This is a genomic window from Devosia sp. 1635, from assembly GCF_013185955.1.
GTDB lineage: Bacteria > Pseudomonadota > Alphaproteobacteria > Rhizobiales > Devosiaceae > Devosia.
In genome coordinates this window covers 1-22,406 of record NZ_JABAOM010000008.1, presented here as the reverse complement: position 1 = coordinate 22,406, position 22,406 = coordinate 1, and the positions used below count along the sequence as shown (strand labels likewise).

Here is a 22,406-nt window from a genome sequence, read left to right as displayed (position 1 = left end):
ACATATTAGTCAAACTGACGAACAAATGAGCGGATGAACTGGCGGCGGTCAAGAGAAAAAGCACAGAAGCACACGCCACATCTGCTGCAAAGCCTGCCAGGGCAAAATAATTAGTTCGGCAACTTTACAATAGGGCAAGCTTATGTTTCGCTGCCGCTCATCGCTTGTGCAGCGTGCGTGGGGTGCGCCGCACAGCAGGGAGGAACAATTATGATAGCTTCCAAGAAGCTGATCGTTCTGGCAGGCTTGTTGGCCTTAACCATGACCTCGGCAGATGCGCAGACCTTGCGCGTCGGCCTACAGGACGATCCGGATACACTCGATCCCGCTACGGGCGGCACCTATACTGGGCGCATCGTCTTCGAGGCAATGTGCGACAAGCTGCTCGACATCAACGCCAATCTAGAAATCGTGCCCAAACTGGCTACCGAGTGGTCCTGGAACGATGCCAACACAGAACTGACGCTGAAGCTGCGAGAAGGCGTGACTTTCCAGGACGGCACCCCGTTCGACGCTGAAGCGGTGAAAGCCAATATTGAACGCATGCAAACGCTTGAAGAGTCCAAGCGCAAGAGCGAGCTCTCCCCCATCACCGCAGTCGAAGTGGTGGATGCCGCAACCGTTGTCTTCAAGCTTGAGCAGCCCTTCGCACCGCTGCTGTCTGTGCTGACCGATCGTGCCGGCATGATGGTTTCGCCTACCGCTGCTGCTTCGGCTGATGACTTTGCCGCCAAGCCAGTGTGTTCGGGCCCCTACCAATATGCCGAGCGCAGCGCCCGCGACTTCATCCGCCTGACCAAGTACCAGGGCTACTGGAACGCCGCCGAGATCGGCTACGAAGGCGTCGAGTACCAAATCATTCCCGATTCCACCGTCCGGTTGTCGCGCATCCAGGCTGGCGATCTTGATATTGCGGAGCGCATTGCCCCAACTGATCTCGAGGCTATCCGCTCCGATGCCGAATTGGCGCTGCACAGCTCACCCGGCTTAGCCGTCTCACACCTGTTCATCAGTGTGGGTGCCGATGCTACTGGCGTTATGGCCAAGAGCCCAGAACTGCGCGAAGCACTGGAACTCTCTATTGACCGCAATGTCATCAATCAGGTTGCCTTCAACGGTGAATTCACCGCCGACAACCAGATGATCCCTCCATCGAGCATCTACTACAGCACCAGCCACCCGGTGCCAGAGCGCGATGTTAATGCCGCCAAGGCGCTGATCGAAGCTTCAGGCGTTGCCAACCCGACCATAGAGATTACCTATGAAAACTCACTAACCGACGGCCGCGTTGCCCAGATCATCCAATCCATGGTGCAGGAAGCCGGCTTCACGGTGAGCCTGCTGCCGCTGGAAACGTCAACGGCGATCGAGCGCTACCTGGCTGGTAATTTCGAGCTCTATATCGGCAACTGGAGTGGCCGTGCCGACCCAGACCCAACCCTATTCACATTCTTTGGTACTGGCGGCAGCCAGAACCTGAATGGCTATGCCTCACCAGAGCTCGACGAAGTCCTGATTGCTGCACGGCGCGAACTGGATACCGAAGCCCGCAAGGCATTGTACGAAAAAGCCAGCGACATCTACCTGAGCGATCGGCCGACGATCCCGCTGTATCACCCGACATGGTTCTACGGTGCTCGGGCGGCAGTGGAAGGCATTACCATCTATCCCGATGGCTTGCTGCGTGTCACCGGCGTCAAGCCAGCAGCGCAATAAATCCCGCCATTAGCCGCGCCCGGACCAATCGGGCGCGGCATCCATGTTTGAGGGCCGAGTTCAGACCGCATGATTAGCTTCATTCTCCGGCGCATCCTGATCTCCATTCCAACACTGCTGCTGGTGTCGTTGCTGGTTTTCGGCCTGCTTAAACTGCTGCCCGGCGATCCTGCCGTCGCGCTGGCTGGCCAGGAACCTGACCCGCAAGTGATCGAAGCGCTCAGGGTCAAATATGGGCTCGATCAGCCCGTCTATATTCAATATTTCAAATGGCTGAGTGGCATTCTGCAGGGCGATTTTGGGCTGTCTGTACGCACCCGCCTGCCTATCGGTGAAACCATTCTCCAGCGCCTGCCGGTGACCATCCAGCTGTCGCTCCAGGCCATGCTGATTGCCTTGCTCATCGGCATTCCGGCCGGCGTGCTGGCTGCTATCAAGCGGGGTACGCCGGCTGACTATCTGGTTAGTCTGATCGGCCTTGGCGGCCTGTCGATTCCGAGCTTTTGGCTGGGTATTATGCTGATCTTGCTGTTCGCGGTCTCACTGGGCTGGCTCCCGAGCGGCGGCTACGCGAGCCTGCTCCAATCTCCCCTCGATAACCTCCGCTTTACGCTCCTGCCCAGCATCGTGCTAGGTACAGCGGCCGCCGCGATTGTGATGCGGCACACCCGCAGCTCGATGATCGCCGTCCTTAAGCAGGATTATGTCCGCACCGCCCGGGCTAAGGGACTGCGCGAACGCATCGTCGTAACTCGCCACGCCTTGCGCAACGGTCTTATCCCTGTTGTCACGACCAGCACGCTGCATTTGGGTGAACTGCTCTCGGGCGCCGTTCTAACGGAGCAGGTGTTCGGCATTCCCGGCTTTGGCAAGATGATCGTTGATGGGGTGTTCAGCCGCGACTACGCAGTGGTTCAGGCCGTGGTCATTGTTTCGGCTGTCATGTTCATGCTGCTAAGCCTCCTCGCCGACCTCGCCTATGTCATTCTCAGCCCAAGGCTGCGCGCATGAGTCAGACCACACTTCCACTCGCATCCGCGCGCGGCGGCGCCAAGAAGTCCGCTCTTTGGCGAGCGCTGTTCCATCCCAGTACGATAATTGGCGGCGTTATCGTGCTGTTCTTCGTGCTGGTGGCGGTGTTTGCGCCCTGGCTCTCGCCGTATGACCCAAACGCCTCGGATTGGCTTTCCATTCGCCAACCTCCTTCGGCGCTGCACTGGTTTGGCACCGATGACCTTGGGCGCGACATCCTGGCGCGCGTCATTTATGGGGCCCGAGCCTCCTTGGCGGCAGGCATTATCGCCGTGGCCATCGCCATTGCTTTGGGCGTGCCACTTGGATTGATCGCCGGCTATTTCGGGGGCGTCATAGATGCGGTAATCTCCCGGTTCACCGACGCGCTGCTCGCCGTCCCCTTCTTGGTGTTGGCTATCGCACTGGCAGCCTTTTTGGGCCCCAGTCTTGAAAACGCGATGATCGCTATAGGCGTATCGGCCATGCCTATCTTTATTCGCCTAACGCGCGGGCAGGTCATGTCCATTAAGAACGAGGATTATGTCACGGCAGTGCGTGCCCTGGGCGTACGTGATCGAAGCATTATTTTGTCGCACATACTACCAAACGTGCTCGCCCCGATTGTGGTCCAAGGTACGATCACGATGGCAGTTGCCGTGCTAGCCGAGGCAAGCTTGGCCTTTCTCGGGCTGGGCCAACGTCCCCCTGCTCCTTCCTGGGGCAGCATGTTGGACATTGCGAGGCAGTTCCTGACGGAGGCACCTTGGATGGCTATCTGGCCCGGCCTGGCGATTATTGCCATTGTTCTCGGCTTTAATCTGCTCGGCGATGGCCTTAATGACGCGCTGAATCCGCAGGGGGAAGACGAATAACAGTTAGGCACCGCGTGCGCAGCAAAGAACGTGCGTGCTCAGCGCCCTTTAGCAATGCTTCCGGAAAGCCGAAGGGTGTTAGCCGGCTGCAATTAGACCGCCGCGACACCTATGCGAAGTAAGCTTCGCACCTAAGAATATCCTACAAGCACCCTGTCGAAGGAGGGTCGGAGACCGTCTGTCCACTCCCGTCGACGGCGCTGACAAAAGCTGCCATTCGCACGCGCACCTGCCATTGACCTATTGGGGCCGACAGCGGTCTGGCCGCTCTTAAGTGTAGGCTGACCGAAAGCGGACATTCGGCGGTTTAGGGGGCGCCTGTGCAATTGGAGCCGGCTGTGTAAAAGCAGCTTTCGACAAAGAGGCGTTGCGTAACAAACCAATAGGCTGCTAGCGCGCCGACCACGGTGCTCCACCGACGAGTGTGCAGGCTGGGTTGATGAGATCGTGCACGACAATTGAATGATCGCAGGTTTTAGAAATATAACGCAACCATGGGGACAAACTATCAGTATCGACGGCAGATTCTGGCTCTTGACGACGACCAGCTGGAAGAGTTCGTCCGTCAGTGGGCGTTGAAGAAGCCGGAATATGCCGAGGTCGAGCGGTTCACCGGCACGGGAGACATGGGGCGCGACGTCGTCGGTTTCCTATCGGTTCAGCGTCACGAGGGTGCTTGGCACAATTACCAGTGCAAGCAATACGGACGCACGCTGCCTACGGAAACGGGCATCGCCGAGCTCGGCAAAGTTCTATACTACAGCCATCTGGGTGAGTTCACGGCGCCCGAAAAGTTCTTCTTCGTAGCACCGCGCGGGATCAACCGGAACCTCAAGTCGCTGATTTTCAAGCCGGCCACCTTCAAGACCACGATGGTGGACCAGTGGGACAAGTACTGCGCGGGATCCATCGTCGAGAACGTGCACATTCCGCTCGAGGCCGACTTGAGGGCCTTCATCCTGGCGTGGGATTTCTCGCGCGTGGTACCGATTTCGGTCGACACAATGCTCACCGACACTGCTGCACTGCCAGTGCTCTACAATTGGTTCGGTGCTGATCCGGGACCGGCACCGTCCGGCAGCGCGCCAGCCGACGTGCTGCCTGTCGAGATGCCTTACATCCAAGGCCTTCTGGATGCCTACGGTGAACGAGAGGGCATGGTTTTCGGCGAGCATGCCACTGCGGTAGCACATGCGTTGCACGGTCCGCACTTGCGGATGCAGCGTGAGCGGTACTTCGATGCTGACGCCTTCATCCGGTTCTACCGCGACAACACCACGGTCAAGGACACCGATGATCTCCGAAAGGAGATCCTGCACGGCATTTACGAGACCCATACCGCAAAGCATGATGACATGCTGTCGAGGGTAAACGCTGTCATGTCGCAGGCAGGCGTGACGCAACCCGCGGGGCCATTGGCAAAGTACGCGCGGACCCCAGTAAAGCAAGGCATCTGTCACCACTTCATCAACGAGGGGCAAATGACATGGAAGCCATAGACGCCACACGTCCGGCCCCCTTGTTCAACAGCGCCCTGGAGACGGGCGTCCGGACATTGGTATTCCTGAACGCCGTATTTCCGCGTGTCTTCGATCTCGCGCAACTGACATGGTTTGACCACTTGGTGGTCCATACCGCAGACATCGGAGGCCCCCAGAGCCTGCACCCAGACCTGCCCCAGCGGACCGGCGAACTGCTGGTACGGAGGAGGGTCGTCGAGGAAGGTGTCCAGCTCATGCGGCGGCTGCATATGATCAATGCCATCGCCGACAAGAACGGCATCGCCTATCAGGCATCGGACGATGCGTCGGCCTTGGTGGAGACGATGCAGACCCCGTACGCCTCGGCCTTGAAGGACAGGGCCGAATGGCTGGCTGATACGTTGGAAAGTCTCACCGACAAGCAGCTCGCCGACTTGATCGCCGAAAAGATCGGGCGTTGGGCCGTGGAATTCCAGGGTGAAACCGGACCGGAGATCCCGGCGTCATGACCGGCAAACACAATCCCATGGTCATCAGGGGCGTCTCCTTCACGGGACCGAACCGCCCTCTCGCCGATGTCACGTTCGACACAGGTCTGAACCTGCTTTTCGGCGCTTCCAACACCGGCAAGTCCTTTATGGCCAAGGTGCTGGATTTCATGCTCGGCAGTTCCAAGCCATTACCCGAGATAAGCGAGCGGGATGGCTACGACAGAGCTTGGCTTGCGTTGACCCTGCCCAACCAAGGCGACGTCACCTTGACGAGAGCCCTTGCAGGCGGTGCATTCGAACTCCATCCCGGTCATGTAAAGACCGCCACGCCGAGCACCAACTCGCGTGGACTGTCGGCGCGCCACGACCATTCGAACGACGACAATGTCTCTCAACTTCTCCTCAACGAGCTGGGTTTCGGCAACCGCTATATCGCCGTGGATGCGAACGGCAACAAACGCAGCCTGAGCTTTCGCGACGTCGTCCGTTTCTGCCTGGTCGACGAGACCACTATTCAAGGCGAGACTTCACCGGTCGAGGCTGGCCAATACACGACCGTCACTGCGGAACGCAGCGCATTCAAGTTGCTGCTTACTGGTGTCGACGACAGCGCAGTCGTCCCTGTCGTAAACAAGCAGGTCTTCAAGACCCAGACTAATGCCAAGCTCGAGATGCTCGACGAGATGATCGCAGGCATCGACGAGGAAGTCACGGCGGATTATCCGGACGTAGACGGCCTGGCGGGACAGGACGAGAGACTGGCGGCGACATTCGAAGCGGCGCAGAGCGAGGTACAATTGTCTCGCGACAGCATACAAGCGCTCCTCGATACCAAACGGGCTGCGGCGAAGGAGCTCGCCGCGATCCAGCAGCGATTAATCGAGGTTTCGGTCAACCTCAGCCGTTTCGACCAGCTCGATGAGGTCTATGCATCCGACGTACAACGGCTCGAGGCCGTCGAAGAAGCCGGGTTCCTTCTTCTCCTGGGTAGCGACAAGGATTGCCCCCTGTGCGGGGCGGTTCCGAGTGCCCAGCGTCATGACCACGGGATTGCCGACATCGAGCGGATCCGCGCAGCCTCTGCCATCGAGATCGAAAAGATCGTCAAACATCGTGCCTCCCTTGACGAGACGGTCCGGTCACTCCATTTCGAGCGCGCGCGTCTGGCGGAGGCCTTCGCTAAGCGGCGCGCCGAGATCGACAGCGCGGACGAAGGATTCCGGCTCCTGGGCCCGGAAGCCAGGGAGAGGCAGCGCCTTCTCGCCGAGCTCACCGCGACACGCGACCACGTCAAGCGCGGCTTGGGGCTGCTTGCTCAGAGGCGGACCCTCCAGGACAGGCGAGACGAACTGGCAGCCATCAAGCCCGCCGCCAAATCCGACAAGCCTCGTTTGGGCGTGTCCAGCACGGTGGCGCACGACTTCGCCCAGGCAGTCAGCGAGGTTTTGCGCGAGTGGCAATTCCCCGGCAAGCGACATGTCGCTTTCGACGAGGTTACGTACGACCTGCGCATCGATGGAAAGCACAGGCGGGACAACGGCAAGGGCGTCCGCGCCGTCACCCATGCAGCATTCAAGGTTGCGCTGCTGATCTTCTGCAGGGAGCGTGGTCTGCCACATCCGGGCTTCCTGGTCCTCGATACCCCGCTACTCACATACCGGGACCCGATCACATCGAGGGCAGGGCCGCTTGCGTCCGACGAGCAGGAACTCCGAAACACATCCTTGCGGGATTTTTTCTTCGAGCATCTCGCCAGCCTGTCGTCGTCTGCCCAGTTCCTCGTTGTGGAAAACATCGACCCACCTGCGGGGATCGGGAAGCTGGGTAAGAGCCAGGTATTCACCGGCGATCCGGATTCCGGTCGTTTGGGCTTGTTTCCGTCTGCGATTACTAACCGGTTCAACAACTAGCTCCGTATCTCAAGGCAGCTTGGCTACAGCGGGTACATCTGGTTCGCATTCATTGTCCGCGATCTGGCGCGCCAGCCCAAGCGCCCGCTCTAAACCTACTGGGATGTCGATGCCGAACTCGGCCAAGAGACCGCGGATCATGTTCACCAGCTGGGTGCGCTGTTTAACCAGAAGATCGCGTACCCGATGCAACGACAGGGCTGCCTGTTGATCGGTCGGCTTCATCGCCACGAAACGCATGGTCGGGCGTGTCACGGCTTCACAAATCGCTTCGGCGTCCACGGCATCGTTCTTGCCGCGCTTCACATAGGGCTTCACGTAGGCCGGCGGCATGATACGGACCTCATGACCAAGCTTTGTCAGCTGGCGAGCCCAATGGTGGGATGTGCCGCACGCCTCAATGCCGATCAGACAGGGAGGTACCCTGGTGAAGAACGGCAGCACCTGCGATCCCGGAGTGTTTTGCGCACAACAATATCTCCAGACGCATCAACGGCATGAACCTGAAAAACACTCTTGGCCAGATCTAGGCCTACGGTGGTAATCTGCAGGGCGGATGGCTCCTTTGCTCGGGTTGCCTGATAGCAAACCCACTTTGGCACTCAGATGTCGGGAGCGGGAGCCACCCACCTCATCCGAAATGGGGCGCTAAGCAGCCTCCTGAGTGCCGAGGAGCGCCGCGCTTTGTTGTTTCCCAGCCCCACTAAGTGCCGAAGTTCGACGCCGGACTCTGCTGCCATCCAAGAGCCGGCTCTCCAACTAAAATCAGCCGCTCCACCTAAGTACCGAGTACCCACAACTAAAAAGCTGTGTACTAGATGCCGAAGTCCCCAGCTCTGGAGAACGTCGGGGCCAGAGAGAGTGTTGTGGGTGTTTAGACCAGATCGGCAGTCATCAGGGACACCGTAAAGCCCATGGAAGCTGGGCTTTTAGCCCTGCCGTACGCACCGGAGAGTGTTCACTGCTGGAGGATCGGCGGACGAGAACGAACCCGCATCCGACATTCTCCAATTTCTAGCCAGCACAAGCGTCTGCCCAGCGTTTGCTGCTACTTCCCGTACGAAATAGACGCTACCTCGATTCTGGCCGCGGAAGACTGCCACGCGCAGTTACAACGCCACAACCACGGGGGTAACCCTTCCTAAACGGGAAGGGTTTGCAGCGGGTGTCCGGCACCTCGGCACTCCAAATCGAAGTCTTTTCAGATGTTCCGGCCGGTCATCAGCGGCAAAACAGCTGATGCCCTCGGCCAGCCGAGCTTGCCAAAAGGAGTTCAGTTCTGCCAACTGGCGTTATGACCCTCCCGCACATTGGCGACCGCGAAATGGGCTTGGCGTTCCCGCGCCGTTTTTGGGCGACTGCCTGCCTTCTCGTGACGCTCGCCACCATTGTTTCGGGGAGCACCAGCGTCAACATCGCCCTACCCTCGATTGCGGCCGACCTGGCAATTACCCCAGGCGAGGTTGTCTGGGTCGTCAATGCCTACCAGCTCGGCGCGATCGTGGCGCTCCTGCCGGCCGCCGCCCTGGGCGAGATGATTGGCTATCGAGTCGTTTTTCGCATCGGGCTCTCCGTCTTTGTCCTTGGCGCATTCCTCTGCAGCCTGTCGGGCTCACTGCCGGCGCTTGCCGCGGCCCGCGCCCTGCAGGGCTTGGGGTCCGCTGGCGTGCTAGGCGTCATGGGAGCGATGGTGCGTCACACCTACCCGCGCAGTTGGCTCGGCCGTGGGCTGGGCCTCAACTCATTGACCGCGTCAATCGCCACGGCCTCGGGCCCACTAATCGGCTCGGCGCTTCTGAGCTTCGTTGAATGGCCATGGGTGTTCGCCGTCAACCTTCCGCTCGGGATTTTAGCGCTTTCGCTCACCGCCGCCCTGCCTCACAGCACGAAGTTCCCGGCGCGCTTCAACTGGCAAGGCGCCGCCCTGAACGCAGTGACCTTTGGCGCCCTGATCTTGGGTGTGGGGCACCTCAATACGGTCCCGCTGCTCGGGCTCGCCGAGATCACCCTGGCCCTGATCTCGGGAACAATCCTTCTCCGCCATGAGCTCTCGATCACGCGCCCGCTGATTCCGCTTGACCTCCTGGCTATGCCGTCACTCGCCTCCGCAGCCGGCGTTTCCATGTTCTGCTTTGCTGCCCAGCTTGCCGCCCTTGCATCATTGCCCTTTTATTTCGCCGAGCTCGGGGTCACGCGACAGGAAATTGCTTTTCTCTTGACCCTTTGTCCGTGCTGCATCGCTCCCGCTGCGGTGCTGGCCGGACGCTTGTCGGACACCTGCCGGCCCGACCTGCTCTGTCTCTTGGGCACAGCGGTTTTCGGCTTGGGACTTGGCTCCTTACTGCTGGTGCATTCCCAATCCCAGATGCTTGCACTGGTCGCCGCGATGGCCGTCGCTGGCCTGGGCTTCGGATTCTTCCAGACCCCGAATAATCGAATACTCGTCACCAGCGCACCCATCGAGCGAAGCGGCGGCGCCAGCGGCCTGCAGGCCATGGCACGCGAATGCGGCTTTGCCCTCGGTGCGAGCCTTCTCGGCTTGGCGTTCGCCATGAGCCCACAACATCCCGCCGCCGCTGGGGTAGGCGTGAGCGTCGCGTTAACGGTCGGCGCTACCGCCTTGGGCCTTGCCCGCTGTTTCCCCCCTCGATCTTAACCTAGCGCGTCGCACCCGCCCGAGCGCTTTGTGCAGGCCCTTGCCGCCCGCCATTTGCGCGCCTGTGCTTTCCGGGCACCCGTGTCACCTGAACGAGCAAATGTACGAACAAACAGATTACTGCCTAGTTGTTGGTCATCTTGATGCGCCTGCTGAATTAGATGCAGATTTACGTTGACAGGCGTCGCGTTTCTGAGCTGAACTCCGCCTAATAGTTTGGAGCTCTACCCCCAATGCCGTTCATCGCCCACAGAACACGGCCCGAAGCGCTGAACTGCAGCGATTTGTATGTACATTGATCGCGAGCTGAGGATGAATGAGCTAACGCCACGCTCCCGGTTGGCGCTCTACCTGCAGATTGCCACCACGATCCGAGGTATGATCCGGTCCGGTCAATATGCCGTGGGGACAATCATCCCCACCGAACACGAACTTGCCCGTAACTTCGGGGTGAGCCGCGCCACTATCCGGAATGCCATCGGCAAGCTCACCGAGGAAGGCTTGCTCAAGTCAAAGGCGGGCGTTGGCACTCTGGTGATTCGTGCGCAAGCTCCCGTGCGCACATCCGCAATGCGTGGCCTGACCGAAGATCTGCGCACTCATGGGGTGGCCACTCGTGCCCGCACCATCGACGCGGCCCTTGAAATTCCGACGCCTGCTGTTCGCGCCAGGCTCAAGCTCCGCAAGGAGGAGCGGGTACTTCATCTCCTGCGCCTTCGCGAAATCGCCGGGTCACCATTTGCGCTGATCGAGTCCTATGTGCCCGAGTCGGTTGGCCTCAAGCCCGACGACGACTTCTCCGGTCCCCTCTACGAGCTGATCGAGCGCTCCCACCAGTTGCACATTGTTTATGGCGAGGACGCCATCGGCGCGCGGGTCGCTTCCCCGCGGGAAACCGAGCTTCTCCAGGTTCCAGCGCATACCCCAATTCTGACGATCCGCAGGACCGCCTTTGTCGAGTTCGATCGCCCGATCGAATACGTCGAATGCGCCATCCGCAGCGATCTCTATGAATACAACATCACCCTGAGCAGATAGAGGAACGGTGAATGAATACCCTGCAAGAGAGACTTCTAGGCAGCATTTCCACGGACGAGATGTGGAAGCATCTGGAAAAACTTTGTGAATGGGACCGCACCACTGGCACTGAGGGCGAACACGCTGCCGTCGACTATGTCGCCTCGGTGCTCCGCTCTTATGGCCTGCCGGTCACCATCCACGAATACAGGGCATATATTTCCCACCCGATCTCGGGCGGCCTTACTGTGCGGATAAACGGCGAGAGCATCGATCTCCCCGCCAAGACGCGCGCCTTTTCCGCCAACACGCCCGCCGAAGGGCTCTCGGGAGACCTCGTGTCCATTCAGGGGGGCACCAATATGTTCAAGGCCGATAATGCCGTGAACCTCATCAGCCCCGAAACCGTCGGTGGCAAGATCGTGCTGAGCGAAAGCGGCTCGCGCGGGTCCATGCTGGCGGCCAAGAATGCAGGCGCCGTGGGTTACATCCACATGTGGCCCAGCGACGAGGATGTGATCCATGAGGGTATCGTTACGCCCGTTTGGGGAACCCCGACGCCCGAAAGCGCCGGCAACATCCCCAACTTCCCCATCATCTCGATCAAGCACAATGACGGGCTGCGCCTACGCGCCGCCCTGAAGGACGGCGCCGTCAGCGGCACCATTCATTCGGTCACCCGAACTGGCTGGTTGGATGTCAAAATGCCCGTTACCGATATTGCCGGCCAGGAAGACGACTTCGTACTCGTCGCCGGCCACATCGACTCCTGGCACTACGGTGCCACTGACAACGCCACAGGTAACGTTTCCTGCCTTGAGTTGGCACGGGTCCTCAAGGAGCATCAGTCAGAGCTGCGCCGCGGCGTTCGTATTGCCTGGTGGGTCGGCCACTCCACAGGTCGCTATTCCGGCTCGGCTTGGTACGCCGATAATCACTGGGATGAGCTCGATGCCAATTGCGTCGCTTACATCAACATCGACTCGCCCGGTTCGCTCGGCGCCGTCGACTACTCGGAAGTCACGGCAGTCCCAGAAACCGCATCTCTGGTCACCGACGCCGTAGTTGAGCTTACCGGTCAAACCCCCAATATCGAACGCCCGATGCGCGCTGGCGACCAGTCGTTCTGGGGCGTTGGGCTGCCCTCGCTCTTCATGCTCCTGTCCAACCGTCCTGAAGGGCAGCGCGCTGCGGTCGGCGGCTGCGGCATGGGATGGTGGTGGCACGCCGAGGAAGACTTGGTCGACAAGGCGGACCGGGATGTTCTGCTGAAGGACACCCAGATCTACGCGCATGCACTGCTTCGTCTAACTCAGGACGAGGTCCTGCCGCTCGACCTCCAGGCGCAGATCTCCGACCTCAAAACGATGGTTGCCTCGATCTCGGAAAGCGCCGGCAACCACGTCGACCTATCCAGCGTCATCGGCAAACTCGATGAGCTCGACTCCGCCCTCAACGTGATCAACACGGTGCCGGCAGCTCAGGCCAACGAGGTCATCAAGGCGGTCTCCCACGCTTTGACCACACTGTCATTTACCTCAGGCAACCGGTTCGACCACGACCCCGCCATGCCACTGCCTGCTTTCCCGGCCCTGGACGGGGCCCGGAAGCTGGCCCAGCTGGACCCATCATCCAACGACTACGGCTTCCTGTTCACTCGCCTCGTGCGCAACCGCAACATGGTCAACCATGAGCTCAACACGGCTATCGCCGTTTGCCGCGCCGCCCAATCTCGCAACGTAGCCTGAAAACTTGAAAGGACAATCATGCGTAGACTAGCCGTAGCACTTACCGCGCTAGCCCTGCTGGTGCCCGGATTGGCACCAGCCCAGGCGCAAACTAGCGGCGGAACCTTCAGCCTTCCAATCAACGACGACCCACAGATCTGGCCGGTTGCTGGCGGGCTGTTCAACATCCTGGTCAACAAGACGGTCTATAGCGGCCTCATCCGCTATGACCTCGAGACCCTCGAGCCGGTAGGCGACCTCGCCGAATCCTGGACCGTTTCGGAAGATGGGCTGACCTACACGTTCAAGCTGCGTCCGAATGTTGTTTGGCACGATGGCGAGCAGTTCAACGCGGACGACGTCGTCTATACCTTGAACGAAATTTGGACCAATCCGGACGTTCCCTATTACCTGGCTAACAACTTCCGCCTGATCGAGGAAGTGACCAAGGTCGACGACTTCACCGTCAACGTTCGGCTGGAGCGTCCACAGGTCGCCTTTCCTGTGCTCCTTGGCTACAACGCCGCTATTCTGCCTGAGCACCTGCTGAGCGGTCTCACCCCCGAGCAGCTGGTGAATCCGGCCGACTTCCTGCGCAATCCAGTGGGCACCGGGCCATTCAAGTTCGCCGAATACAGCCCGGGCTCGTTCGTGCGCCTCGTTCGCAACGACGCCTATTTCGGTGGGGTGCCGCATCTCGATGCGATGGTCTTCCGCATCGTTCCCGATGCTAATGCCCAGCTGGCCTTGCTGCAATCTGGCGAGATCGACCTGGTGGTGATCGAACCCTTCCAGCTCGCAGCCGTCGAAAACAACCCAAATGTGCAGATCCAGAGCGTTCCGGTCACCCGGCACGAGTTCATCTCGGTTAACAACGGCCTTGAGCACCTGGACGACGTTAATGTCCGCAAGGCTTTGACCTTGGCGCTCGATCGCGAGCAGCTGCTGGCCACCGTGTTCATGGGTCGCGGCTCGGTTGCAACCGGCCCCTTCGCGCCTTCGGTCGCGTGGGCCTACAACGATGCCATTGAGCCCCTCCCCTTCGATCCTGCGCAAGCCGAAGCCCTCCTGGAGCAGTCGGGCTGGGTCATGGGACCCAACAATGTCCGAGTGAAGGATGGCCAGGATCTGAGCTTCACAATGCTCTATGATCCGGCCAACCCGACCCGTACCCGCACTGCGCTCATCGCGCAGCAGCAATGGGCTGAGGTGGGCGTCGCGGTTGACTTCGAAACGGCGCAATACGGCGCCGTCGTCGAGCGCATCCGCCAGGACCCGCCCAATTATGAACTGAACCCCAACTACCTCATTGCTCCGCCCGATCCGGATGGGGTGGCCAACTACTATCTTTCGACCTCGCTCGCCAACTCATGGGACTACAACAAGCCAGAGATCGACGAGTTACTGAACGCTGGTGCCACCACTCTGGATCAGGCCGAACGCGCCGAGATCTACAAGCAGATTCAGGTGATCATCCATGAGGACCAGCCCAACGTCTACACCGTGTTTCCCGATGAAATCCAAGCCCTGAGCACCTCCGTGGAGCGCTTCCCGGAAGCCGGTTATCGTGATGCCCTTGGCTGGGCTCACCTGATCTCGAAGCGTTAAGACCTGGGAGGGCGGAAGTGACCAGGTTCATCCTCAGGAGGATCGGCGAGTCTCTCGGGCTGATTCTTGTGATCACCGTGTTCACTTTCGCCCTGATCAGTTCAGCGCCAGGGGGGCCGAGCGTGCTGCTCGACCCCAATCTGAGCCCCGAAGATGCAGCGCGTCTAGGGGAGATTTACGGCTTCGACCGGCCGGTTTACGAACAATATATGCGCTGGCTCCTGCAGGTTCTGCAGGGCAATCTCGGCTTCAGCTTCAGCGTCGGCCGGCCCGTTGCCGAACTCATCGGCGCCGCCCTTCCTGCCACACTCCTGCTTTCCGGCCTGGCGCTGCTTCTTGCTTCGGCCATCGCCATTCCACTGGGAATTCTCGCGGCGGTGAAACGCAACTCGTGGATAGACCAGACGCTGACAACCGTCAGTTTCTTTGGCCTGTCGCTTCCGGTTTTCTGGTACGGCTTGTTGCTCATCATCCTCTTCGCGGTTGTGCTCCGCTGGCTGCCCGCAGGCGGGATGTTCACCCCTGGATCGAACTCCGTCGGCGACCTCGTCCTGCATCTCGTTCTGCCGGTGATCACCCTTTCCACCGCGGTCATGGCCGAACTGGTCCGCTACACCCGCTCCGCCATGATCAGCGTGCTGCGCCAGGATTATGTTCGCACCGCCCGTGCCAAAGGAGCTAGCGAGCACGTTGTCATCACCAAGCACGCCTTCCGAACGGCCATGATCCCGGTCGTCACCCTGCTGGGAATGCTGATCCCGCGCCTCGTCGGCGGTGCCGCGGTCACTGAAAGCGTATTTTCCTGGCCTGGCATGGGCCGCCTTGCGGTCTCTGCGGCCTTTAATCAGGACTATCCAACGATCATGGGCATCACGCTGGTGATCTCGGTCGTCGTCGTGGTGTCCAACCTTGTAGTCGACCTGCTTTACGCAAAGTTGGATCCCCGTGTCAGTTACAGCTAGTTCAATCGAGCCGGCGGTCGCGCCGCGCCGCTCCGTTTCCCCCGCTCGGCGGGCATGGCGCAGCTTCTGGCACCGCCCCGCCACGCGCATTGCTACGCTGGTCCTGGGTGTGCTTGTCTTTGCCTCGCTTCTGGCCCCTTGGATCGCACCCTACAATCCGGCAGCGATTGACATGTTCAGCATGCTATCCGCGCCCTCTGGCACGCACTGGTTGGGCACGGATGAAAACGGCCGCGATATCCTCAGCCGCCTCCTTTATGGCGGCCGCGTATCGCTCTCGGTCGGGCTCGCCAGCGTCACCGCCGCGGTGTTCATCGGTGCTACCTTGGGCGCCTTGGCAGGCTTTCTCGGGGGCTGGGTTGATTCGCTCATCAGCCGAATAATCGATGGCATGCTGTCCATTCCCCTGTTTTTTTTCCTCCTCACCACCTTGGCCTTGTTCGGCTCGTCCCTGCCGATCCTCATCCTCGCTATTGCGGCCACCACCTGGATGCCGGTCGCCCGCATCGTGCGCGGCGAAATCTTGGCCAACCGCGAACTGCTCTATGTCGAGGCCGCCGCCGCGCTGGGGGTGCCCCGAATGACCATTCTTTTCCGTCACGTGCTGCCCCAATCAACTCCCTCGATCATTGTGGCCGCAACCCTGGGCATTGCCGAGGCGGTAATGGTGGAATCGGCCCTGAGCTATCTGGGCTTTGGCGTACGTCCTCCCACGCCCTCCTGGGGCAACATGCTTGCCGAAGCGCGTGGCTACATTTTCCAGAATCCATGGCTCACGGTTTATCCTGGCGCGCTGATTTTCCTAAGCGTGCTTGCCTTCAACACCATCGGCGACGCTCTGCGCGACGCCACTGATCCACGTAATTAGGAGCACCCCATGCGCATCTGTTTCCTCGGCACGAATGAACGTTTGCAGTACCTGCGCGACCAAGCGAGCCCTGGGGTCGAACTCGACAACATGGCCGATTTCAGCGGCAAGGCGAGCCGCCCGATCAGCATCGAGAGCCGCGGCGAGGAAATTGAGCTAGCCGGCTGGGTTATCGAACGCGCCATTGAGGCCGAGCGCCGGGGCTTTGATGCAGTTATCACCGGATGCTTTGGTGATCCCGGGGTGGAAGCCGCGCGCGAACGGGTGCGTATCCCTGTTATTGCCCCCGGGGAAACCGCGCTCCTAACCGCCCGCATGCTCGCCCACCATTTCAGCATCATCTCTCCACTACCCCAGACTGTCCCGATCGCTCGCGAGCAGGCCCACAAAGTGGGTGTCGACAAGTTCGTCGCTTCGATCCGCCCCTTCGGCGTGCCGGTCGAGCGCATTCGGGACCGCGACCCTGCCACCATCGATAAGCTCGTGACCCTCGGGCGCAAATGCGTCGAGGAGGACGGGGCGGAACTGATCGTATTTGCCTGCGCGAGCATGTCGCTCCTGACCGATATCGTGCAGCCCCAGATCGGGGTGCCCTGCATCAACTCGGTCAAGCTCTCGCTCAAAGCAGCGGAAATGCTCGTCGGTGCGGGACTGACTCACAGCGCAGTGACCTTCCCAACGCCTGCAAAGATGAACAGCCGGGAGGCCGCATGACCATTCATTCGGTTGAGGTCCGGCTGTCGAATCTGGCCAACGAGACGCTCAAGACCTCCTATGGGTCCAACGTGACCCAACGCCAGCATATCTTCGTTGCCATCACCGCCGAGGATGGAACAACTGGCTATGGCGAGGGCTCGCCCCTGCCGCATTTCAGCGGCGAGCGGGCGAGCGAAATGCAGACCTTGGTACGGGAGGTCTTTGCCCCAGTGCTCATCGGGCTCGATCCCTTTGACGTCGAGCGCGCCCACCAGGCGCTGGAACGCGCCTTGCCGCAGCACCATGCGTCCAAGGCCGCCCTCATCAATGCAATTCACGACTTGCAAGGCCGTCTGACCGGCCTGCCGGCCTACGCATTCCTCGGGGGCAAGGTGACCAACCGCATTGCACTCGGCGGGGCTGTCGGTATCGAGGAAGAAACAACGGTTCGCGACCGTGTAACCAAGCTTTGGCAACAAGGCATCCGGACGGTCAAATTCAAGATCGGCGCCGACATTGAACGTGACATCCGCACCATCAAGATGCTGCGTGAGCGCTTCCCGGCCGAACTCGAAATCCGTGCCGATGCCAATGCCGGGTTTGGCTTCTCCGAAGCGCAGCGGTTCTTGCGTGCTGTGGCGGACTGCCGCCTCCAATATCTCGAGCAACCGCTGGCGCCCCATGACTGGAAGGGTCTGGCGCGTTTGCGCGAGTTCGGCACGCCAATTGCTGCCGACGAGAGCCTGTTCGGGCTACAGGACGCCTTGGGCTTGGTTGCCGCGGAAGCGGTCGACGTCTTCATAGTCAAGCTCATCAAACTGGGCGGCCTCCACCAGGCCCGTAAGGTCGTCGGCATTGCCGAAGCTGCCGGGATCGCCTGCGTGGCCGTCAGCCCTTACGAGACAGCACTGGGAGCAGCTGCCAATCTTCATCTGGCCGCCAGTTCAAGCGCTTTTCCCTTTGCCGCCGAACTAGGGGTCGGCATTTCCTCGGTCCGTCTTGAAGGCAGTGGCACGATTGAGGTCGAGTCTGGGTTCGCCACAGTTCCTGAGCGCCCCGGCCTCGGCATAGATCTGCCTCGCTCGCTGTTCGAGCGGACACCCGCTCTGGCCGCGATTTGATTGTATGAGGCTCTAGGGCCGGACGCGGAGGCAAGTTTTGACCCAAATACCACTGCTTCAGGTCGAGAATTTGAAGACCCACTTCACCAGCGATGGCGAGGTCATCAAAGCCGTCGATGGCGTGAGCTTTGCCATTGGGCGGGGGGAAACCCTGGCCGTTGTAGGGGAATCTGGCTCGGGGAAGTCGGTCACCAGCCTCTCGATCATGCGGCTTCTCGACCCAGCGGCGGGGCGGATTGCTGGGGGCAGGATCATCTTCGAAGGCCAGGATCTCGTCAAAGCGCCCGAAGCCGAGATGCGCAACATCCGCGGCAACGAGATCTCAATGATCTTCCAGGAACCGATGACTAGCCTCAACCCCGTCTATACAGTTGGGGAGCAGATCGCGGAGGCGATCCGCCTGCACCAAAAGCTCACGCCAGCGCGGGCCCTGATCCGAGCCGCAGAGATGCTGGACCTCGTGGGGATTTCCGAGCCCGGCAAGCGCATACATAATTTTCCGCACCAGATGTCCGGGGGCATGCGCCAGCGCGTGATGATCGCCATGGCCCTCTCGTGCAACCCCAAGCTCCTGATTGCCGACGAGCCCACGACCGCGTTGGATGTGACCATCCAGGCCCAGATTTTGGAGCTGATGAGGTCACTGCAGCTCGATCTTGGCATGTCGATCCTCTTCATCACCCATGATCTGGGCGTCGTAGCCGAGATCGCCGATCGGGTCGTGGTGATGTATGCCGGACGTGCAGTTGAAGAAGCACCGGTCAGCGCGATCTTCGGGCGCCCTCGCATGCCCTATACTGCGGGCCTTCTGCGCTCGGTTCCACGGGTAGACCGGGCAGCCACTCACCAGGATCGCCTTTATGCCATTCCCGGAAACATTCCCTCCCCGGCCAATCTGCCCCAGGGCTGCAGTTTCCATCCGCGCTGCCCCTTCGTTCAGGACCGCTGCATCGCAACGGAGCCAGCGCTGGAGACGGTGAACGAAACCCAAAGCGCGCGCTGCGTCAGGTGGAATGAGCTCGATCTTACCCGGCCGAGGGCTGCCTCATGACGACTGAAAACAGAGAAAACCTGCTGGAAATACGCGGCCTGACGAAGCATTTTCCGGTGAAGTCGGGATTTCTCAAACCGAACAAGGAAAGTGTAAAGGCCGTTGAGGATTTCTCGCTCGACATCAAAAAGGGTGAGGTGATTGGCGTCGTCGGCGAATCCGGGTCCGGGAAGACTACCATGGGCCGCTCCATCTTGCGCCTGATCGAGCCGACATCAGGCGAGGTTCGCTTTGATGGGGTGGATATCACCAAACTGCCCCGAAAGGCTCTGCGCGATTATCGGCGCAAGATGCAGATCGTCTTTCAGGACCCGCTCGCCAGCCTCAACCCTCGTTTCACTGCTGAACAGCTGATCGGCGAGGCGCTGGATACACACAACCTCGTTCCCAAGGCCGGGCGTCGTTCGCGCATTGTCGATCTGCTGGAAAAAACTGGACTGGGTGCCGAGCATCTCGCCCGCTACCCGCACGAGTTCTCCGGCGGTCAGCGCCAGCGCATCGGCATTGCCCGTGCCCTCGCCGTTGGCCCCCAGTTCATCGTTGCCGACGAACCCGTATCGGCTCTGGACGTTTCTGTTCAGGCTCAGGTGCTGAACCTCCTTCTGGATCTGAAGCGGGACCTCAACCTGACCATGCTGATGGTCGCCCATGACCTCGGGGTTGTGGAATACATCGCCGACAGGGTTGTGGTGATGTATCTGGGGCGCATCATGGAAGTGGCTCCAGCCCGCGCGCTCTACGCCAACCCTGTGCATCCTTATACCGAAGCGCTGCTGTCCGCGGTGCCGATCCCCGACCCTGACGCTAGGCGCCAGCGCATCGTGCTCAAGGGCGAGATTCCGAGCCCAATTCATCCGCCGTCCGGCTGCGTCTTTCGCACAAGGTGCCCACTTGCGACGGCTGAATGCGCCAAGGTCGTGCCGCCGCTCGAGCAAGTCGGCCCCAGCCACTACAAGGCCTGCATCCACCGGCCATAGCCGCTCCTTCCCAAACTTTCGGACGTCCATGTCAGCCCACACAACGAACAATTCCCAATTCGACGCTCTGCTATCGCTTCTTGCAGCTAAAGCGCCGGAGACGATTGCCCTGAGCGACCGCGTCTGGGGCATGCCCGAGACCTGCTATGCCGAGCACCGCTCCGCCGCCGAGCATTTGCAGATGCTCGAACAGGAGGGTTTCAGGATCACCAAAGATCTCGCGGGCATTTCCACGGCAATGATGGGAGAGGCAGGCAGCGGCGGCCCGTTGATTGCTCTGCTCGGTGAGTTCGATGCCTTGGCCAATTTGAGCCAGGAGGCAGGCGTCGCTGAAGCAAAGCCGCTCGTGGCGGGACATAACGGCCATGGCTGCGGGCACAACCTTCTGGGCTCCGCCTCCATGCTGGCGGCCATCGCCCTGAAGGATTGGCTGGCACAAACCGGGACCCCGGGCCGCGTGCGATATTATGGCTGTCCGGCGGAGGAAGGCGGTGCGGCCAAATCCTTCATGGTCAAGGCGGGCGCCTTCGATGACGTGGATATTGCCCTGACCTGGCACCCCGCCGAGTTCATGGAGGTCGTGCGCGAAACCTCCCTCGCCAATTGCCGGATTGATTTCACCTTTTCGGGCACCGCAAGCCATGCCGGCATGGCGCCGCATCTGGGGCGCAGTGCGCTGGACGCGGCCGAACTGATGAATGTCGGCGTCAACTACCTGCGCGAACACGTGCCGACCGACTGCCGGATGCATTATGCCTATCTCAACGCCGGCGGCATCTCGCCCAACGTTGTCCAAGCGGTCACCAAGCTGCGCTACGTGGTGCGGGCGCCCGACCGGACACGCATGCTGGACCTCGTCGAGCGGGTGAAAAAAGTTGCCCAGGGCGCGGCGATGATGACGGAAACCACTGTTTCCTCGACCATGATCAGCGCGGTTTCTAACCTCGTCTCGAACCGCCCCCTTGAAGAGGCGATGCAGGACGTCATGGAGCAGTTGGGCCCACCGGAGTTTGACGCCGCCGACCGCGACTTTGCCGAGAGTATACGCCGCAGCTTATCGGAAGCGGACATCGGTGCCGCCTGGCAGAGCATCGGCCAACCGGCTCGCCCGTTGCCACTTTGCGATTTTGTGGTCGAGGCCAGCGAGCGGCGAGCACCCGGCGGCGGCTCAACCGACCTGGGTGACGTCAGCTGGGTCGTCCCCACCGTGCAGGCGCATAGCGCCACCTGCGCGATCGGCACGCAGCTCCACACCTGGCAGATGGTCGCGCAAGGAAAGAGCCCCATAGCTCACAAAGGCATGGTGCGCGCGGCAGAGGTTTTGGCCGCGACCGCTACCCGCATCTATCAAGACGCAAACCTGCGGCAGCGTGCTAAGGAGGCTCTCAAGGAGGCAACCAGAGTGGCTGGTTACACCAGTCCTCTCCCCGACGGGGCTCAGCCGCCCATCCAAGAAATGGCGGCGCTCGCCACGGCACCCTGACGGCACGGAATTCGCGGGAGCTGAGTAATCAGATTTCGTCAGGTTAGCTTTCGGCTGAGGAGCGCTTCGACAGAGCGAGCACTGAGCAGCAAGCGCCGGCTTGCCACGAGCAGAATCGACTGCCGCGATGTTGTTAATATCGTCGCTGACGGACGGCTGGCTCTTCACTGCGGGGTGGCGAAGAATGGTGGTGCGCTTTGCGGCCATATGGAGACGTGAAACCAATTTGCTGCACCGCCGTCAAGAACCGGCCGAGGTTCGGCACTGGCAACTTAGGCCTGCGCCATCGATCAGTGCAGTGTCATTGCGCCAATACACCCAAGCACGATAAGGCGCCGACTGGCCGGCCGGCCAGTAGGGCTTCGCTGCCGTCCGATGCGCTGGCTCCATTGACCCAGGACGAAGAGGCCAAGAAAGCGGCCACTATGCGAGGGCTGAATTAGACCCCGGCCAATGCCTTCCACCTGGTGGTGAAGTTCACGGAGCCGGCGGCCGTCATGCACCCCATTGCCGCCTAGTAGAGTTCGCCTTCCGAGGGCAGGGCGGCGGCCGGCAGCGGTCCGTCCGCTTTCAGATCAGAAGGCGAGATAGCCGCCGTTCAGCAGCAGATCACGGAACGGCAGCTCCCGACCCGAGGCTGTGTGAAAACCCCTGATGATGCTATGATCTGGCACTGCTTCGGGGGTGCCATATGGGACGTTTCGTTGAAGCTGTTGACCGTGACCAGGCGAGCTTTTTGCCGGCCTGTCTTGAAGA

The 22,406-nt window shown here is 60.6% G+C and carries 18 protein-coding genes and 1 pseudogene; 17 read left to right on the top strand and 2 right to left on the bottom strand.

What is annotated here, in order from left to right:
* The first annotated feature begins 210 nt into the window (after positions 1–210).
* The 6 genes from HRU92_RS19935 (at position 211) to HRU92_RS19910 (ending at position 7,484) form a co-directional block, all read left to right on the top strand.
* Positions 211–1,716 carry an ABC transporter substrate-binding protein gene (locus HRU92_RS19935; RefSeq protein WP_173089101.1) on the top strand — a complete coding sequence of 502 codons (1,506 nt, stop codon included), beginning with the start codon at positions 211–213 and terminating at the stop codon, positions 1,714–1,716.
* A gap of 69 nt (positions 1,717–1,785) precedes the next feature.
* The gene (locus HRU92_RS19930; protein WP_173089099.1) at positions 1,786–2,727 is read left to right on the top strand and encodes an ABC transporter permease; all 942 of its coding nucleotides are present in this window, start codon (positions 1,786–1,788) and stop codon (positions 2,725–2,727) included.
* Positions 2,724–3,602 carry an ABC transporter permease gene (locus HRU92_RS19925; RefSeq protein ID WP_173089097.1) on the top strand — a complete coding sequence of 293 codons (879 nt, stop codon included), beginning with the start codon at positions 2,724–2,726 and terminating at the stop codon, positions 3,600–3,602. Before HRU92_RS19930 ends, HRU92_RS19925 begins: the two co-directional genes overlap by 4 nt.
* A 494-nt stretch (positions 3,603–4,096) precedes the next feature.
* A complete protein-coding gene (locus HRU92_RS19920) occupies positions 4,097–5,101 on the top strand; it encodes an ABC-three component system protein (protein WP_173089095.1) in 1,005 nt (334 codons plus the stop codon).
* Entirely contained in the window at positions 5,089–5,592 is a 504-nt protein-coding gene (locus tag HRU92_RS19915) for an ABC-three component system middle component 2 (RefSeq protein WP_173089093.1), read from the top strand. Before HRU92_RS19920 ends, HRU92_RS19915 begins: the two co-directional genes overlap by 13 nt.
* Complete coding sequence (locus HRU92_RS19910) at positions 5,589–7,484, top strand: hypothetical protein (protein ID WP_173089091.1); 1,896 nt, start codon at positions 5,589–5,591, stop codon at positions 7,482–7,484. Before HRU92_RS19915 ends, HRU92_RS19910 begins: the two co-directional genes overlap by 4 nt.
* A 108-nt stretch (positions 7,485–7,592) precedes the next feature.
* Here HRU92_RS19910 and HRU92_RS19905 read toward each other — a convergent pair.
* Positions 7,593–8,035: pseudogene (locus HRU92_RS19905) on the bottom strand (IS110 family transposase); the annotation flags it as partial.
* A 743-nt stretch (positions 8,036–8,778) separates the two neighbouring features.
* Between HRU92_RS19905 and HRU92_RS19900 the strand changes: the two are divergent.
* The 11 genes from HRU92_RS19900 to HRU92_RS19850 all read left to right on the top strand — a co-directional run bounded on the left by HRU92_RS19900 (position 8,779) and on the right by HRU92_RS19850 (position 21,650).
* The gene (locus HRU92_RS19900; RefSeq protein ID WP_173089089.1) at positions 8,779–10,140 is read left to right on the top strand and encodes an MFS transporter; all 1,362 of its coding nucleotides are present in this window, start codon (positions 8,779–8,781) and stop codon (positions 10,138–10,140) included.
* Positions 10,141–10,428: 288 nt separating this feature from the next.
* Positions 10,429–11,178, top strand: coding sequence for a GntR family transcriptional regulator (locus tag HRU92_RS19895; RefSeq protein ID WP_173089087.1), 750 nt, complete (start codon positions 10,429–10,431; stop codon positions 11,176–11,178).
* Positions 11,179–11,189: 11 nt separating this feature from the next.
* A complete protein-coding gene (locus HRU92_RS19890) occupies positions 11,190–12,905 on the top strand; it encodes a M28 family peptidase (protein WP_173089085.1) in 1,716 nt (571 codons plus the stop codon).
* Positions 12,906–12,923: 18 nt separating this feature from the next.
* The gene (locus HRU92_RS19885) at positions 12,924–14,492 is read left to right on the top strand and encodes an ABC transporter substrate-binding protein (RefSeq protein ID WP_173089083.1); all 1,569 of its coding nucleotides are present in this window, start codon (positions 12,924–12,926) and stop codon (positions 14,490–14,492) included.
* Positions 14,493–14,509: 17 nt separating this feature from the next.
* A complete protein-coding gene (locus tag HRU92_RS19880; RefSeq protein ID WP_173089081.1) occupies positions 14,510–15,454 on the top strand; it encodes an ABC transporter permease in 945 nt (314 codons plus the stop codon).
* On the top strand, positions 15,438–16,322 hold the full coding sequence (locus HRU92_RS19875) for an ABC transporter permease (RefSeq protein ID WP_210259552.1): 885 nt from the start codon (positions 15,438–15,440) through the stop codon (positions 16,320–16,322). Before HRU92_RS19880 ends, HRU92_RS19875 begins: the two co-directional genes overlap by 17 nt.
* A 9-nt stretch (positions 16,323–16,331) precedes the next feature.
* A complete protein-coding gene (locus tag HRU92_RS19870) occupies positions 16,332–17,036 on the top strand; it encodes an aspartate/glutamate racemase family protein (protein ID WP_173089079.1) in 705 nt (234 codons plus the stop codon).
* On the top strand, positions 17,033–18,139 hold the full coding sequence (locus HRU92_RS19865; protein ID WP_173089077.1) for a mandelate racemase/muconate lactonizing enzyme family protein: 1,107 nt from the start codon (positions 17,033–17,035) through the stop codon (positions 18,137–18,139). The genes HRU92_RS19870 and HRU92_RS19865 overlap by 4 nt, the downstream gene beginning before the upstream one ends.
* A gap of 46 nt (positions 18,140–18,185) precedes the next feature.
* A complete protein-coding gene (locus HRU92_RS19860; protein WP_349236883.1) occupies positions 18,186–19,190 on the top strand; it encodes an ABC transporter ATP-binding protein in 1,005 nt (334 codons plus the stop codon).
* Entirely contained in the window at positions 19,187–20,167 is a 981-nt protein-coding gene (locus HRU92_RS19855; protein ID WP_173089073.1) for an oligopeptide/dipeptide ABC transporter ATP-binding protein, read from the top strand. The genes HRU92_RS19860 and HRU92_RS19855 overlap by 4 nt, the downstream gene beginning before the upstream one ends.
* Before the next feature lie 28 nt (positions 20,168–20,195).
* Positions 20,196–21,650 (top strand): M20 family metallopeptidase, encoded by a 1,455-nt coding sequence (locus HRU92_RS19850; RefSeq protein ID WP_173089071.1) that lies wholly within the window; start codon positions 20,196–20,198, stop codon positions 21,648–21,650.
* A 575-nt stretch (positions 21,651–22,225) separates the two neighbouring features.
* Here HRU92_RS19850 and HRU92_RS20400 read toward each other — a convergent pair.
* Positions 22,226–22,406: hypothetical protein (locus HRU92_RS20400; protein WP_210259551.1), on the bottom strand; the 181-nt coding region annotated here is incomplete at its 5' end.

What these genes read in the sequence shown, in the direction of transcription:
- HRU92_RS19935 (WP_173089101.1), top strand. Translation starts at nt 211, where the DNA reads ATGATAGCTTCCAAGAAGCTGATCGTTCTGGCAGGCTTGTTGGCCTTA.
- HRU92_RS19930 (WP_173089099.1), top strand. Translation starts at nt 1,786, where the DNA reads ATGATTAGCTTCATTCTCCGGCGCATCCTGATCTCCATTCCAACACTG.
- HRU92_RS19925 (WP_173089097.1), top strand. Translation starts at nt 2,724, where the DNA reads ATGAGTCAGACCACACTTCCACTCGCATCCGCGCGCGGCGGCGCCAAG.
- HRU92_RS19920 (WP_173089095.1), top strand. Translation starts at nt 4,097, where the DNA reads ATGGGGACAAACTATCAGTATCGACGGCAGATTCTGGCTCTTGACGAC.
- HRU92_RS19915 (WP_173089093.1), top strand. Translation starts at nt 5,089, where the DNA reads ATGGAAGCCATAGACGCCACACGTCCGGCCCCCTTGTTCAACAGCGCC.
- HRU92_RS19910 (WP_173089091.1), top strand. Translation starts at nt 5,589, where the DNA reads ATGACCGGCAAACACAATCCCATGGTCATCAGGGGCGTCTCCTTCACG.
- HRU92_RS19900 (WP_173089089.1), top strand. Translation starts at nt 8,779, where the DNA reads ATGACCCTCCCGCACATTGGCGACCGCGAAATGGGCTTGGCGTTCCCG.
- HRU92_RS19895 (WP_173089087.1), top strand. Translation starts at nt 10,429, where the DNA reads ATGTACATTGATCGCGAGCTGAGGATGAATGAGCTAACGCCACGCTCC.
- HRU92_RS19890 (WP_173089085.1), top strand. Translation starts at nt 11,190, where the DNA reads ATGAATACCCTGCAAGAGAGACTTCTAGGCAGCATTTCCACGGACGAG.
- HRU92_RS19885 (WP_173089083.1), top strand. Translation starts at nt 12,924, where the DNA reads ATGCGTAGACTAGCCGTAGCACTTACCGCGCTAGCCCTGCTGGTGCCC.
- HRU92_RS19870 (WP_173089079.1), top strand. Translation starts at nt 16,332, where the DNA reads ATGCGCATCTGTTTCCTCGGCACGAATGAACGTTTGCAGTACCTGCGC.
- HRU92_RS19865 (WP_173089077.1), top strand. Translation starts at nt 17,033, where the DNA reads ATGACCATTCATTCGGTTGAGGTCCGGCTGTCGAATCTGGCCAACGAG.
- HRU92_RS19855 (WP_173089073.1), top strand. Translation starts at nt 19,187, where the DNA reads ATGACGACTGAAAACAGAGAAAACCTGCTGGAAATACGCGGCCTGACG.
- HRU92_RS19850 (WP_173089071.1), top strand. Translation starts at nt 20,196, where the DNA reads ATGTCAGCCCACACAACGAACAATTCCCAATTCGACGCTCTGCTATCG.